This is a genomic window from Neobacillus sp. SAB-20_R2A (assembly GCF_049568635.1).
Classification (GTDB): domain Bacteria; phylum Bacillota; class Bacilli; order Bacillales; family Cytobacillaceae; genus Neobacillus; species Neobacillus citreus.
Window position 1 is genome coordinate 4,542,851 of record NZ_CP145895.1, and the last position, 14,426, is coordinate 4,557,276.

General features: G+C 44.3%; 15 protein-coding genes. 2 read left to right on the plus strand and 13 right to left on the minus strand.

The annotated features are described in order from the left end of the window. Window positions 1-40: 40 nt before the first annotated feature. The 13 genes from yajC to nadB all read right to left on the minus strand — a co-directional run bounded on the left by yajC (window position 41) and on the right by nadB (window position 12,544). A complete protein-coding gene (yajC, locus tag V5M37_RS22325) occupies window positions 41-319 on the minus strand; it encodes a preprotein translocase subunit YajC (RefSeq protein WP_423799193.1) in 279 nt (92 codons plus the stop codon). A gap of 29 nt (window positions 320-348) precedes the next feature. Beyond that, window positions 349-1,488, minus strand: a complete 1,140-nt coding sequence (tgt, locus tag V5M37_RS22330) for a tRNA guanosine(34) transglycosylase Tgt (RefSeq protein WP_213144735.1) — start codon at window positions 1,486-1,488, stop codon at window positions 349-351. A 127-nt stretch (window positions 1,489-1,615) separates the two neighbouring features. Beyond that, window positions 1,616-2,644, minus strand: coding sequence for a tRNA preQ1(34) S-adenosylmethionine ribosyltransferase-isomerase QueA (gene queA / locus V5M37_RS22335; protein WP_423799194.1), 1,029 nt, complete (start codon window positions 2,642-2,644; stop codon window positions 1,616-1,618). A gap of 19 nt (window positions 2,645-2,663) precedes the next feature. Beyond that, window positions 2,664-2,846 carry a DUF2905 domain-containing protein gene (locus tag V5M37_RS22340; RefSeq protein ID WP_423802668.1) on the minus strand — a complete coding sequence of 61 codons (183 nt, stop codon included), beginning with the start codon at window positions 2,844-2,846 and terminating at the stop codon, window positions 2,664-2,666. Window positions 2,847-2,866: 20 nt separating this feature from the next. Beyond that, window positions 2,867-3,868 (minus strand): Holliday junction branch migration DNA helicase RuvB, encoded by a 1,002-nt coding sequence (ruvB, locus tag V5M37_RS22345; protein WP_213144733.1) that lies wholly within the window; start codon window positions 3,866-3,868, stop codon window positions 2,867-2,869. A gap of 10 nt (window positions 3,869-3,878) precedes the next feature. Next, the gene (gene ruvA, locus V5M37_RS22350) at window positions 3,879-4,490 is read right to left on the minus strand and encodes a Holliday junction branch migration protein RuvA (protein ID WP_423799195.1); all 612 of its coding nucleotides are present in this window, start codon (window positions 4,488-4,490) and stop codon (window positions 3,879-3,881) included. A 288-nt stretch (window positions 4,491-4,778) separates the two neighbouring features. Next, window positions 4,779-5,309 (minus strand): BofC C-terminal domain-containing protein, encoded by a 531-nt coding sequence (locus V5M37_RS22355; RefSeq protein ID WP_423799196.1) that lies wholly within the window; start codon window positions 5,307-5,309, stop codon window positions 4,779-4,781. A gap of 126 nt (window positions 5,310-5,435) precedes the next feature. Continuing rightward, window positions 5,436-6,122: a YhcN/YlaJ family sporulation lipoprotein gene (locus V5M37_RS22360; protein ID WP_423799197.1), complete on the minus strand. Its 687-nt coding sequence runs from the start codon at window positions 6,120-6,122 to the stop codon at window positions 5,436-5,438. Window positions 6,123-6,221: 99 nt separating this feature from the next. Beyond that, window positions 6,222-7,208, minus strand: coding sequence for a phosphotransferase (locus tag V5M37_RS22365; protein WP_423799198.1), 987 nt, complete (start codon window positions 7,206-7,208; stop codon window positions 6,222-6,224). After that, window positions 7,195-8,901: a SafA/ExsA family spore coat assembly protein gene (gene safA / locus V5M37_RS22370; protein ID WP_423799199.1), complete on the minus strand. Its 1,707-nt coding sequence runs from the start codon at window positions 8,899-8,901 to the stop codon at window positions 7,195-7,197. The genes V5M37_RS22365 and safA overlap by 14 nt, the downstream gene beginning before the upstream one ends. A 152-nt stretch (window positions 8,902-9,053) precedes the next feature. After that, window positions 9,054-10,157 (minus strand): quinolinate synthase NadA, encoded by a 1,104-nt coding sequence (nadA, locus tag V5M37_RS22375; RefSeq protein WP_423799200.1) that lies wholly within the window; start codon window positions 10,155-10,157, stop codon window positions 9,054-9,056. 1 nt (window position 10,158) lies between these two features. After that, window positions 10,159-11,007, minus strand: a complete 849-nt coding sequence (nadC, locus tag V5M37_RS22380; RefSeq protein WP_423799201.1) for a carboxylating nicotinate-nucleotide diphosphorylase — start codon at window positions 11,005-11,007, stop codon at window positions 10,159-10,161. Next, window positions 10,976-12,544, minus strand: a complete 1,569-nt coding sequence (gene nadB / locus V5M37_RS22385) for an L-aspartate oxidase (RefSeq protein WP_423799202.1) — start codon at window positions 12,542-12,544, stop codon at window positions 10,976-10,978. Before nadB ends, nadC begins: the two co-directional genes overlap by 32 nt. 101 nt (window positions 12,545-12,645) lie before the next feature. On the opposite strand from nadB, the gene V5M37_RS22390 reads away from it, so the two are divergent. Both V5M37_RS22390 and V5M37_RS22395 read left to right on the plus strand, forming a co-directional pair. Further along, the gene (locus V5M37_RS22390; protein WP_423799203.1) at window positions 12,646-13,794 is read left to right on the plus strand and encodes an IscS subfamily cysteine desulfurase; all 1,149 of its coding nucleotides are present in this window, start codon (window positions 12,646-12,648) and stop codon (window positions 13,792-13,794) included. Between the two features lie 53 nt (window positions 13,795-13,847). Then, on the plus strand, window positions 13,848-14,387 hold the full coding sequence (locus V5M37_RS22395) for a transcription repressor NadR (protein ID WP_378584166.1): 540 nt from the start codon (window positions 13,848-13,850) through the stop codon (window positions 14,385-14,387). Window positions 14,388-14,426: the final 39 nt, after the last annotated feature.

The window sequence follows — 14,426 nt, forward strand, 5'->3', positions numbered from 1 at the left end:
AAAAAAGGAAGCTGTTATCGAAACAGCTTCCTTTCCTGTCTTATACTTGTACTTCCTTACTTGATTCAGTCACTTCACGAATGGCAGAGCGGTCATATGTAAGACGGCTTCCATCGCCACATTTGATGACAACCTTATTTTCATCGATTGAATCGACAAAACCATGCAAGCCGCCAATCGTGACAATCTTGTCACCCTTTTTCAATTCACTTTGCATGTTCTGAACCGCCTTTTGGCGCTTCTGCTGCGGGCGAATTAACAGGAAATAAAACAAGACAAACATTAAAATTAATGGAATAATGGATCCCAGATTTCCCATACTGTTTCCCTCCTTTCAAAAAATATCTATCAGAAATTCTTCGCGTTTGGCTGATTAAACCCGTAACGCTCAAAAAATTCTTCGCGGAAATCACCAAGCCGGTCTTCCATGATGGCTTGTCTGACCTTCTCCATTAATCTTAACAGAAAATATAGATTATGGTAAGACGTTAGACGAATTCCAAACGTTTCATTACAGCGAATTAAGTGGCGAATATACGCCCTGCTGTAATTTCGGCATGTATAGCAATCACACTCAGGGTCAAGCGGGCCAAAATCTCTTGCATATTGGGCATTTTTTACAACAAGCCGGCCAGAGCTTGTCATCAGAGTCCCGTTCCGGGCAATTCTAGTCGGCAGGACGCAGTCAAACATGTCAATCCCGCGAATAGCCCCGTCAATAAGTGAGTCTGGTGAACCAACCCCCATTAAATAGCGAGGTTTATTGGCTGGCAACAGAGGCGTGGTAAATTCAAGCACACGATTCATAACATCCTTAGGTTCGCCGACAGACAAACCGCCAACAGCATACCCTGGGAAATCCAGCGACACGAGATCCTGGGCACTCATCTTTCGCAGCTCCTCATATTCCCCGCCTTGAACAATTCCAAATAACCCCTGATCTTCAGGGCGCTGGTGGGCATTTAAGCAGCGTTCGGCCCATCTTGAAGTCCGCTCCACCGATTTTTTCATATATTCAAAGGTTGCAGGGAAGGGCGGGCATTCGTCAAAAGCCATCATGATATCTGAACCAAGGGCATTTTGAATTTCCATCGCTTTTTCCGGCGATAAAAATAATTTCTCGCCGCTTAGATGGTTGCGGAAATGAACTCCTTCTTCTTCAATTTTTCGGAATTCACTTAAACTGAACACCTGGAAGCCGCCTGAATCGGTCAAAATCGCCCGGTCCCAGTTCATAAATTTATGCAATCCGCCCGCCTCTTTAATGATTTCATGGCCCGGACGGAGCCATAGATGATAAGTATTACTTAAAATAATACCGGCACCCATTTCTTTAAGGTCTTCCGGTGACATTGTTTTAACGGTTGCCAGCGTTCCTACCGGCATAAAGGCCGGGGTGTCGAAAGAACCGTGCGGGGTGTGAACCCTGCCAAGGCGTGCACCCGTCTGCTTACACGTTTTGATTAATTCATAGCGAATTGCAGTCAAATTCTTTTCTCCTTCCAAAAGGCGGTGTGATTAGCGCTAAGCAAAAACTTATTTAAGTGAAGAATGTATTTTTTATACCAAGCTTTGCTAAAGTGATTCATATATGCGTCGCTCCGCCCCTTTTCCACTAAATAATAAACATCGCATCGCCAAAGCTGAAGAAGCGGTAACGTTCCTCAACGGCTGTATGATAAGCTCGCAAAATATTTTCCCGGCCAGCCAAGGCACTGACCAGCATAATTAGTGTGGATTTTGGTAAATGAAAGTTTGTAATCATGCCATCGATGGCTTTAAATTCGTAACCTGGGTAAATGAAAATACTTGTCCAGCCGCTGCCTGCCTTGAAATTACCATCGTTTGCAGAAGCAATTGTTTCCAACGTCCGTGTTGAAGTGGTTCCTACCGTAATGATCCTGCCGCCGTTCCTTCTTACCTCATTAAGAAGCTCAGCCGTTCCTTCGGTCATTATATAAAACTCAGAATGCATGTCATGCCCTTCAACATCATCCACACTTACCGGCCTAAAGGTACCGAGACCAACATGTAAGGTGATAAAGGTAACATGGACCCCTTTTGCTTTAATCTCTTCCAATAGTTCATCCGTGAAATGGAGGCCGGCCGTCGGCGCCGCTGCCGACCCCGGTTCGCGGGCATAGACTGTCTGATAGCGATCGCGATCTTCCAACTGCTCTTTTATGTATGGCGGAAGCGGCATTTCGCCGAGCTGGTCGAGCACCTCGTAAAAAATCCCCTCGTAGCTAAATTCCATAATACGTCCGCCATGGTCCGAGGTTCCAGTGCAAACAGCTTTTAAAAGACCATCGCCGAACTCGATTTCGGTCCCTTCCTTCACACGTTTTGCAGGCTTTACTAAGGTCTCCCATCGGTCACCTTCGGTCTGCTTTAGGAGCAGCACTTCAATTTTGGCGCCAGTATCATTTTTGACACCAAAAAGGCGTGCAGGAAGAACCTTGGTATCATTAAGGACAAGGCAGTCTCCCTCACGCAAGTATTCAGTAATATTTTTAAACACTTCATGCTTTATGTCGCCTGTTTCTTTATTTAGGACCATTAATCGGCTATCCGTCCTGTTTTTAAGCGGTACCTGCGCGATTAATTCCTCAGGCAAATGGAAATCAAAAATATCAACTTTCATAATTTAAACATCCCTACTCTTAACGAAATCTTCCCATGATGTAAAAAATCAGGGATAACACAATACTAAGCAAAATGGAGGTAACCACAGGGAAATAAAAGGTAGTATTCCCCTTTTTAAAAACAATATCCCCCGGAAGCTTACCGAGATGCAAAAACTGCATTAAAAAACCGATTAGAAAAAGGACTCCGCCTATGATCATAATTGTTTTCGATAGCCCCGTCACGGTGAAGGTACCTCCATGCCGAAATGATGATAAACTTTAGGGGTGACCATCCGGCCCCTTGGAGTTCTCTGAAGAAAACCAATTTGCAGCAAATAAGGCTCATATACATCTTCAATTGTTTCTGCCTCTTCTCCGATGGAAGCAGCAATTGTGTCCAGTCCGACAGGGCCGCCGCGAAATTTTTCAATAATCCCCTTTAAGAGTTTATGGTCAATATGGTCAAGGCCAAGCCGGTCAACCTGCAAAAGTTCCAATGCTTCCTTGGCCAGGTCAAGATTGATGGAACCGTCCCCTTTTACCTGGGCAAAATCCCGGACGCGTCTAAGAAGGCGGTTTGCAATCCGCGGGGTCCCACGAGCACGTCTGGCAATTTCTCCTGCCGATTGGTCATCAATTTCCGTATCGAACAATTCAGCCGTTCGTTTAACGATATTTTTAAGCTCATCCTCTTTATAATACTCGAGCCTGCCCAAAACTCCAAATCGGTCACGAAGCGGGGCGGAAAGCGCCCCAGCCCTTGTAGTGGCGCCGACGAGGGTAAACGGCGGGAGGTCGAGGCGCACCGATCGGGCGGTCGGCCCCTTCCCGATGACGATGTCCAAGCAAAAATCCTCCATCGCCGGATATAAAACTTCTTCAATGGACCTTGGGAGCCGATGTATTTCATCAATAAACAATACATCTCCCGGTTCAAGAGCAGTCAAAATCGCAGCCAGATCACCCGGACGTTCAATTGCAGGCCCGGACGTGGTCCTGATATTGACGCCCATTTCATTCGCGATGATGACAGCAAGCGTCGTCTTACCGAGTCCGGGCGGTCCGTAAAGGAGGACATGATCCAAGGTTTCTCTCCGCAGCTTTGCAGCCTTGATAAATACCTCCAGATTCCCTTTCACCTGATTTTGCCCAATGTATTGCTTTAATGTTTGTGGCCTAAGACTTTGTTCCAAGCTTATCTCCTGCTCGTTTACTTCACCGGAAATAATCCGTTCTTCCATAAACCATCACCTATTTCAAAAGCCGTTGAAGGGCCTTTTTGATATATTGGTCAGTTGTCAGCTGTTCCTTTCTTAATTCAGGGGAAATCTTTTTAACTTCTTTATCGGAGTAGCCCAAAGCTTTTAAAGCAAGCACTGCTTCCTCAAATGCCTCGCCGCCGTCCTGTGTATGTACTGGAAGTGTATCCGCATTGAAAAGATTCGGAAAATAATCCGGAACGATATCCTGTAATTTCCCTTTTAAATCAAGGATCATTTGCCGCGCAGTTTTTTTGCCGACCCCAGGGAATTTAATTAAAAAGCCTTCGTCCTCATTTTCAATCGCGTTGACCACCTGCTGGACCTCGCCTGATGCCAGGATGGCAAGAGCCCCTTTCGGCCCGATACCTGATACATTTAACAGCTTTGTAAAAAGCCGTTTTTCCTCACGAGATTCAAAACCATACAACGCCATGATATCTTCCCGTACATAGTGATACGTATAGACCGTCACTTTGGTTTCGATTTTTCTCGAATAAACGAACGGATTTGGCGTGGCAATCTGGTAGCCGATGTCATTGTTTTCGATAACGATATATTCTGGACCGACAAACTCAACGGTACCTTTTATAAATTCAAACAATTTGATTCTCTCCCCTAGTCTCCTGCTGTGCTTACACACTGTATTCCATTCTATCATACAATTTTGGGTGAGTTGAAGAAAATCGGTCCGTTTATTTGATTCGCCAATAGAATTGCGAAATTCGCCAATAAGAATGTTTAAAATCGCTAATAGAATGCTTAAATCCGCTGATAGAATGTTAAAATTCGTCAATAGAACGTTTTTCCTTTTAAAAAACAGGTAAATATTTCAGAGTTAACGAAAAAAAATCAGGCTGATAACTTAATTTCAGACTGATTTGATTCCTTTTTATTCTTTTTTTATCGAATAAGGCTTAAATGTCTCCAAAACCTCGACATATCGATCCTTGTTTTTAATAGGAATTCCTTGAAGCAGTTCTTTTTGCGCCTTACTTTCGAGCTTTTTAATGTCTATTTGAAAAAACGATTGAATAATTCGCGAGCGGTCAGGTCTTCCATTAAAAATAGTTAAGACGCCGCCGTCAGTAATTCCAAAATAGCCGTTTCCCTTTAATAACGGGGAAATATCATCGACCTGCTGTTTAAATACTACAGTAGATTCATCAATACTCAAAACCTGCCATTGGTCATATTTTGCCCAAAAGTTTTCCATCGACCAGACTGTTTCCTGGAATGTTTCTTGACTGATTTCACCATCGAGGTAGACTCGTTCTAAAGTCACTGTCATTTGCAGAGGTTCGGTATTTCTTTGATCATTGAGCTGGGCTGCTGTGACAGTGCTTGTTCCACCAAAGACTTCTCCTCCTATTAAGAGAATAGCAAACCATGACCACGACAGCATTTTTTGTTTGAACCTCATGCTAATCACCTCTTAAATGTTAAGAATTGAACATGTTTACAATTCTAGTTTAGCCTTTTTTTCCTTTTTTATCCGAACTCAAACATTACAAAAGGGCAAAGCATATTTTTGCTTTGCCCCTCAGTTCTATCGGCCATCAGGCTCTGGCTGTGGAAGTTCGTTGTTATGATTACGGTCCCGTCCTAGAGAACCTTCATCGGTGATAACGTTTATGCTTCTTCCTTCAGCATATTTCTTTACCGCTTTCTTGATTGCCCGCTTAGTTTCAGCAGCACGGTCTTGGTTGTTTAGTTTTACCGAGATAATCACCTGATCACCAAAAGAAACCGACCTTATGCTGCGAACATTATCGATATCGGCTACCCTGTCTCTAATTTGATCTGTCACTTGCTCTTGAAACCCTGGATCAGTCACTGTTCCAGACCCTATAGGTTTATTCAAGTGGCCGTGATAATTCATATCCGCCGTACTGAAACGGTTATCTCGCTGGAAAAAATTCCGGTCAGTTTTGGCTAAAGGTGTTGTAGGATTTTTCGGATTCCCATTTTCATCTTTTGTTTGCAGCGCATTACGTCTGTTTTCATTAATCACGTTGTCCTCGTCGCCAATTGTGTGATCCAATACTTCCGGCAAGGCACCGTCATTATCCCTTAAGTACCCATAATTATTATCGGAATGGTTTTCATTGGAATAATAACCAACCGGCCGCATCAGATTATTATTTTGGTCGGAGCTTTTGTTGTTGTTTGCACAGCCAGCTGCACCCATTAGCATAAGGGCAGAAAAAGGAATCATCCACTGTTTCTTGTTCAAGCGAAAAACCCCCTTCTAAACATCCTGAGCATATGAAGCATGCTCTTTATTAGGGTGTTAATTTTAAGGGAGTTTCATTCTTGTAGAACAGCTACATGATTATTCCAAAAGGTCCTTTAATTGCTCCACAAAGTTTTTTCTGTCAGTAAACTGGCCGACGGATAAATCAATAACCTGCCTTAATTTCGTCTCATCAGAATAAGATTTTTCTCGGATAATCCGATTCCATTCCCGAAAAATATCTGCAGGATATGCTAAAGCATATAAAAAAGCTGGTTCTCTTTTGTATTTCTTCATTTGAGTATAGGTTAGCAAATTGTCGTAGGACCAATCGATAAAAGGAAGAATTCGATTTGCATATTGTAAATAATCAAAAACCGGCGGTCCAATATTAATCAAATCAAAATCAATTAAATGCAGTTTACCTGTTTTGTCCCGTAAAAAATTATGATGTGCAACATCACCATGCAATATCACATCGGCCTCGTTATGAAAAAAAGTTTGTTGCTGTTCCATTCCTGTTAGAGACCAATACGCCCACGACACCATTTCCGAGACAAAAGGCTCTTTTATAAAATGGCGAAGGAAGGGAAGATTATTTAAAAATAAATGATACCTTTCCGTCCATTTTGCCAGTATATCTCCATTCGGCAGCAATGTGCGATACCTTTTTTCAAAAGACTTAGTCGTATCGTGAAATTGTTCGATTAGGTCCAATCCTTCTTGGCGGTTACTGCGGGTCTGAAAAGAAAAGGCGGATTTATTTGCGGATAGATATTCGAGACAGCCATAATGGGTTCCTTCAAAATATAACTGTTCCTTTGAGGGAGGTTCTAAAAAACGATAGGTTTTCTTGAATCCCTCTTTTCTCAGCGTTGCAGTAAAAGCCTCCTGCAATTTCAGCTTTCGATGGTTCGAATACCCTTTAAGGATATAGCTTTGTTTTTTCGTCTTGATTAAAAAAACATTCCCACGAATTGGAACAAATTTGCTTATTTCACCCTGAAACTGTGACTGAAAATAAGAGAAGAGACGATCAAAATATGCATCGTCTCCGTTTCCACTTCTTATATTAACTGCTCTCATCAGGAAAACCCGTCATGCCATAGCCTGCCGGCCCCATTCCATAAGGGTTCATAAATGGCGGCTGGGCAACATTTAATGGTGCTGTATATGGCGCACTGTAAATTGGCGGGGTCGGTGGAACAAAAGCTTGTGGTGCTGGTGCTTGAGCGGGCGCTCCGCAGCCGCAGTCAACCAATGCTCCTGTTCCTACTGGCAGACCCTGTGCAGGATTTTGCATGAATGGTGCTGTAGCTCCTTGCACCATATCGTCTGACGATGGGAAATCCATTGCCCCCATTACCTGAGGGGCCGGCCCAGACATTTGCGGATAACCGTAGGGCAATTGTCCATATGGTGCTCCCGCTCCATAAGGAACGCCCGGTGCCTGGCCGCCAAATGATGCTTCAGGCCCAGCTGGCATGGATGGACCAAATTCCATTCCTGCCGGATAACCTCCTTGTTGAGGAACTCCTGCTGGAGTAGGGGCATATCCACCTGGCATTTGACCATATCCTGCAGGCATTTGGCCGTATTCCATTGGCATTTGACCATACCCTCCAGGCACGTGGCCATATTCCATTGGCATTTGGCCATAACCAACTGGCGCCGGGCCATATCCTGCCGGGACTTGACCGTATCCAACCGGGGCCTGGCTGTATCCTGCCGGGACTTGACCGTATCCAACCGGAGCCTGGCTGTATCCCGCAGGCATCTGTCCAAAGGCTGCCGGGTCCATATAAGTTGTTTGCATAGCCGGATTGAATCCTGGGTTTTGAACGCCCATAACAGCACCTGGGTTATAACCCGGATTTACAGCCGGCATATGCGGCATGAAAGCTGACGATTCATCATCATAATGATATGGCATATAGCCCGGGCCTGCAGCTGCAGGATATCCGGCTGGGCCCACCGCACCCGGTACGCCGGCCATTCCTGGAACACCAGCCATTCCTGGTGCCATTGGCATTCCAGCGCCACCTACCATACCCGGATCCATCGGCATTCCAGGACCTCCTACCATACCCGGGGCTATTGGCATTCCAGGACCGCCTGCCATACCCGGGGCCATTGGCATTCCAGGACCACCTGTGTACGGCGTATACGGCCCTGCAGGGAAACCACCGTATGGCGGACAGAATCCCGGTCCAGGCATGACTGGAGTCATCGGTACACAATAATCCTGCGGCATTTCTTGTACAGGAGCAACAGGTGCTGGAATAGGAATTTCTTTCTTTGGAACTTCTTTAACTTCTGGAAGAATATTTACTGGTTTTGGCGGGAGATTCGGTTGTTCTTTAACCGTCATTTTTTGCATATTCACTTGGTAGTAGTTATTGATGTCAATTTCAGGGACGACTTGTAGAGGCATTTTTGGAGTATATGGTACCTTTGGTACTTCTTTAACGATAGGCTGCTCTTTAATCGGCACTTCCTTTACTGGCATTTCTTTTACTGGCATTTCTTTAATGGGTATTGGTTTCTCCTTGGCAAATGGGTGTTCTTTCAGCGGAACCTCTTTTTTCGCTCCTAAATTGATTGCGCCTTCTTTTTTTATGGATCCGCCAGCTGTCGGAACCTTTATTTTCATACCGGGCATAATCATATCAGGGTTGCTGAGCTGCGAATTCAACTTCTTCAGCTCTTCAAAATTCACGCCGTACTTCTTGGCGATCTTCCAAAGAGTATCCCCTTTCTGTACGATATGGATCTTCACTCTGATTTCCCTCCTATGGCATAAGTCCATATAGTGTATGTGGAAATAGGCAAAATGCTAATATTCTTCACAAAAACTTATGCTATTTATTGAAAAATTATGAATAGGACCATTGCAGGGCAAAAAAAATAGATGCAGTCACAGCATCTATGTCATGAATGGTTTAGCATTCTCTTTAAAGCTAATTTTGCGTTTTCCGCAATCTCTGAGCTTACTTTAATGATATTATTGTTATTTTCGTCCTCAATGGTATCGAGGCTCCACACAAGATGCGGAAGGTCAATCCGGTTCATCGTCAGGCATGGGCACATATGAGGATTTAGAGAAATAATCTGCTTATCCGGATGATTCTGGATTATGCGGTTGACAAGGTTCATTTCCGTACCAATGGCCCATGAAGAGCCTGGTTCCGCCTTTTCAATCGTATTAATGATAAAGCTTGTTGACCCGGCCAAGTCGGAAATTTCCACTACCTCGCGACGGCATTCCGGATGGACGATGATTTTCATGTCTGGATATTGTTCTCGTGTGTCAATCACATTTTGCACCGTAAAGTTTTCATGGACGGAGCAATGCCCCTTCCATAGGATGACTTTAATTTTTGAAAAATCACCCTTGTATTCAAGGCTGTCACTAATAGGATTCCAAATCGCCATTTCATCCAAGCCAACCCCTAGCTCGACAGCTGTGTTCCGCCCGAGATGCTGATCCGGCAGGAAGAGAATCCGCTCCTTTTGTTCAAAGGCCCATTTGACCATTGTTTCAGCATTGGAAGAAGTAACGGTTGCACCTCCGTTTGCACCGACAAACGCTTTAATGGCTGCAGTAGAATTGACATAGGTTAATGGCAGAATGGTGTCTCCAAATAAACTTTGGAGTTTATCCCACGCTCTTTCAGTTTGGTTTAGGTCGGCCATATCAGCCATTGAGCAGCCGGCCCTCATGTCAGGCAAAAATACCTTTTGACTTTTACTGGTTAAAATATCTGCTGTTTCCGCCATAAAATGGACTCCGCAGAAAATAATGAACTCTGCTTCTGTATTTTCTGCCGATAACTGCGCTAATTTCAAGGAATCCCCAGTAGCATCGGCAAATTGAATTACTTCATCCTTTTGATAATGGTGTCCCGGTATAAACAGACGGGAGCCGTATTTTTCTTTTACTTCCTTAACGCGCGCTTCGAGCTCCTCGCGGGACATCTGCTTGTATTTTTCAGGAATCATTTTATTTGCCTGGAAGGCTGCCAAAATGCTCATCTTATTCCTCTCCTTTGCTCCATAGCACTTTTACACTAATATCTAACGATTTATAGGAATGAGTCAAAAATCCCAAGGAAATGTAATGTACACCTGTGTCTCCATAGGAAGCAAGATTGCTCAATTGAATCCCGCCTGAAGCTTCAGTGATAATTCCTGGCGGCACCAATTTAATCAGCTCTTTTATTTCATCTGGTGTTCGGTTGTCAAACATGATGACATCCGCACCGGCTTGGACGGCTTCTCTTACCTGCTCCTCGGTTTCAACCTCTACTTCCACCTTCACCATATGGCCGGCTTGTTTTCTTACTGCCTCCACTGCCCTGCTGATGGAGCCCGCAAACGAAATATGGTTATCTTTAATCATCACGGCATCATACAACCCAAAGCGGTGATTATATCCGCCTCCAGAGCGGACTGCATATTTCTCCAGCATACGGAGCCCCGGCGTCGTTTTCCTTGTGTCGCAAATCCTTGTAAAATCGCTATTAAGAGTTGTCACGGCTTTGTTGGTAAGCGTTGCAATTCCGCTCATCCGCTGCACCAGGTTCAACACAACCCGTTCCCCTTTTAACAAGTCGGAAATTTTCCCGGTGACGGTTGCCAGCTGCTGTCCCTTTTCGAATGGTTCCCCATCCTTTACAAGAACCCGGGTTAAAAGATCCTGATTTAATAATTCGAATCCGGTTTTGATAATTTCTTCCCCACAAAAAATCCCTTCATCCTTGGCAAGAAAAACGATCTCGCCTTGCGTATCATCCGAAAAAATTAAATCTGTTGTGATATCCTGTTCGCCGATATCCTCGATAAAAAAGCTTTCAAGTAGTGAGCGCAGTTTTAATTTGTTCATGATTCCTCTCCACTTCTTTTTTAGTATGAATGATGGATTTCTGAAGCCAATTTTCATCATCCTCGGCTGGGTAATCGCTTCGGAAGTGTCCGCCACGGCTTTCTGTCCTTTTTAGGGCTGAATCTGTTATCAATTTGGCGGAAATCAGCATAAAGATTTTTGTTAATTCTTGTTTTGAAAAAGAATCAATCGTTTGCAATTTATCGATTTTAAATTGCTCAAGCCACTTTTTTTGATTTGTTAAGGCAAGCTCATTGCGGACGATTCCTACTTGGTCCATCATCGAATCTTTTATTTGCTGGATGGATGGCAACTTTAGTTTTTTATGGGTGTGCCTGCTTTTGGTTGTAACTGAGATTGCTGGAATGACCTCTGTCGGCGTTTTATTAATCCATTCCGCCAGTTTCTTTCCTTGATACAGTCCTTCCAGCAAGGAGTTGCTGGCCAGCCGGTTGGCTCCGTGCAGTCCTGTACAAGCCGATTCCCCAATGGCATACAATCCTTGGATTGATGTGCGGCCAATAAGGTCCGTTTTTATTCCCCCCATTAAGAAATGGCTTCCGGGAACAACTGGAATTTTCCCCTCAGTTAAGTTAATTCCATTGTTTTCACAAAGCTCGGTGATGGTAGGGAATCTTGTCTCAAAATCTCTTACATTCGTTATATCTAAAAATACTTTATGGCCATTTTTCAAATAGTCATAGATGGTTTGCGAGACAATATGTCTTGGGGCAAGGTCCTTGAAAGGATGAACTCCTTCCATCATCGGAGTGCCTTCCTCTGTTATAAGCTTTGCCCCTTCTCCTCTCACCGCCTCAGAAATAAGGCCTTTGGTTTCACCATTGACATATAAAAGCGTCGGATGAAACTGAATAAATTCCATATCGATAATGTCAGCACCCGCCCGGTAAGCAAGGGCGATCCCATCACCATTGACTGTTTGAGCATTGGAGGTATAGCGATACAATTGCCCGCAGCCGCCAGTTGCAAGAATGATGTGGCTGGCAAAATGCACTTTGAGGTTACCTTTTGAGTCTTTAACTTTTACCCCAATACAGCGGTTGTTTTCAGGGGTGATGACCAACTCATATGCAAAGGCGTCCTCTTCAACCGTGATATGTGCTTTAAGTGTGCTAATAAGGTGCTCCACGACGTTCTTACCCGTCGCATCACCGCCGGCATGGACAATTCGGTGTTCACTATGGGCACCCTCCATTCCAAGCAGCAATTTTCCCTCCGAATCACGGTCAAATACCTTGGAAATTTCTTGTATTAGGTTAGGTGCTTCATAAATGATTTTTCGAACAGCTTCCGGGTCATTATGAAACGCCCCCGCCTCCAAGGTGTCCTCTACATGTTTTTCCGGATGGTCTGCTGGTCCGATGGCTGCGGCTATTCCGCCTTGGGCAAGGTAAGAGTTTGCTGTTCGTAATTTCGACTTTGTGAGAACCCTCACATTCTTATGTTCACTTAAGTGGGCAGCCAGCTGTAAAGCCGCTATCCCGCTTCCAATAATTACAACATCTGATTTTGTCATTGTTTGACCCTCCTGGATTAACAGGTGTCTTGACATATATATTTACACAGAATTACACTAAACACAAGATATTTTTCTATTAAACTTTAGGGAGAGCGGATATGAAATATTTTGATTATGCTGCCACCACCCCGTTGGATTCGGAAGCTGCAGAGATTTTTGTAAAGGCGTCGACCGAGTTCTTTGGTAATTCCAGCAGCCTCCATGATATCGGGGGACAATCTGCCGCATTGCTTGAGCATTGCCGGGAAGAAATGGCCCAGCTTTTGAGCGTGGATAAACAGGGGTTGTTTTTTACAAGCGGGGGTTCTGAAGGAAATTTCTTGGCTATTGAGGCGTTATTATCCGCTCCAAAAAAACCAGGCAAACATATCATTGCCGGAATGGCGGAGCACTCGTCCGTCCATGGAATCTTAAAACGGCTTAAAAAAGATGGTTATTCTATTACCTATTTACCGTTCAATTCATCCGGAGTGATTGATCCTGAAAATCTATTAAATGCCATCAAGCATGATACCATTCTTGTTGCCATTCAGCATGTTAATTCTGAAATAGGCACCATCCAGCCTATTGAGCAGCTTGCTAAAATATGCACTGGAAACAATATCCACTTTCATACCGATATGGTCCAGTCCTTTGGAAAAATCGATGTACGAAACATTACATCTTTGGTAAGCAGCTTTTCTTTTTCCGGACATAAAATTTACGGTCCAAAAGGGATTGGAGGAGCGTATGTTAATCCAAAAATTGGATGGAGTCCGTTTTTTCCGGGAACTTCTCATGAAAAAGGATTTAGACCCGGGACGGTGAATGTGCCAGCAATTGCCGCGATGACCACCGCAGCCCAGAAAATTACTGGCAGAATTCAGGAGAATGCGCGAAGATTTGTTGAACTCCGGCACGCATTTCTTTACGCCCTTCAACCTATCAGTGAACGAGTCCACGTCTATCAGGCTGAAGGTGATTCACAGCTGCCGAATATCATCGGCATGCGGATTTCCGGCATCGAGGGCCAATGGATGATGCTCGAATGCAACCGGTTGGGCTTTGCAATATCAACCGGAAGCGCCTGTCAGATTGGCATGCAGACGCCTGCAAAGGTTACCCAGGCATTGAGGCTGACAATTGATGAATCCAAGGAATTTATCCGGATCTCATTCGGCTATCCCACAACGATGAATGAAGTCGAAGCTTTGGGCGCAGGGATATTGAAGATTGCCAATGAATTTGCGGTCTCATCTGTTATTTAATTAGCCGATATTATGTTAGAATAGGTTCACAGATATCAAATGGGAGGGTTTTTATGACGGAGCAAAAGAAAATCTTAGGGGAGGAAAGGAGGACTCTGATATTAAAACTGCTAAAGGAAAGTGCTTCGCCACTAACTGGAAGCGACCTTGCTGCCAGAACTAATGTAAGCAGGCAGGTCATCGTAGGCGATATCACTCTCCTTAAAGCGAAAAATGAACCGATAATTGCGACAAGTCAGGGGTACTTGTATTTTAGCCAAACTCCCGGCGCCCATGTTTACGAAAAAACAATTGCCTGCCGCCATAACCCAGAGGACACGGAAAAAGAGCTGTATATTTTTGTTGATCATGGCGTGACCGTAAAGGATGTTAGAATTGAGCATGCTGTTTACGGGGACTTAACAGCTTCGATTATGGTTTCGAACCGGCAGGAAGTGAAGCAGTTTATCGAAAGAATCCGCAGCAATAAGGCAGCTTTTTTATCGGAGCTGACAGATGGCATCCATCTGCATACAATTACTGCCTCTAGTGAGGAAGCAATAACGCGTACGGAAGCAGCCATGAAGGAAGCAGGATTTTTGATGGAATATTAAAAGGACTCGTCGGTTGACGGGTCCTGATTTCCCTTATAG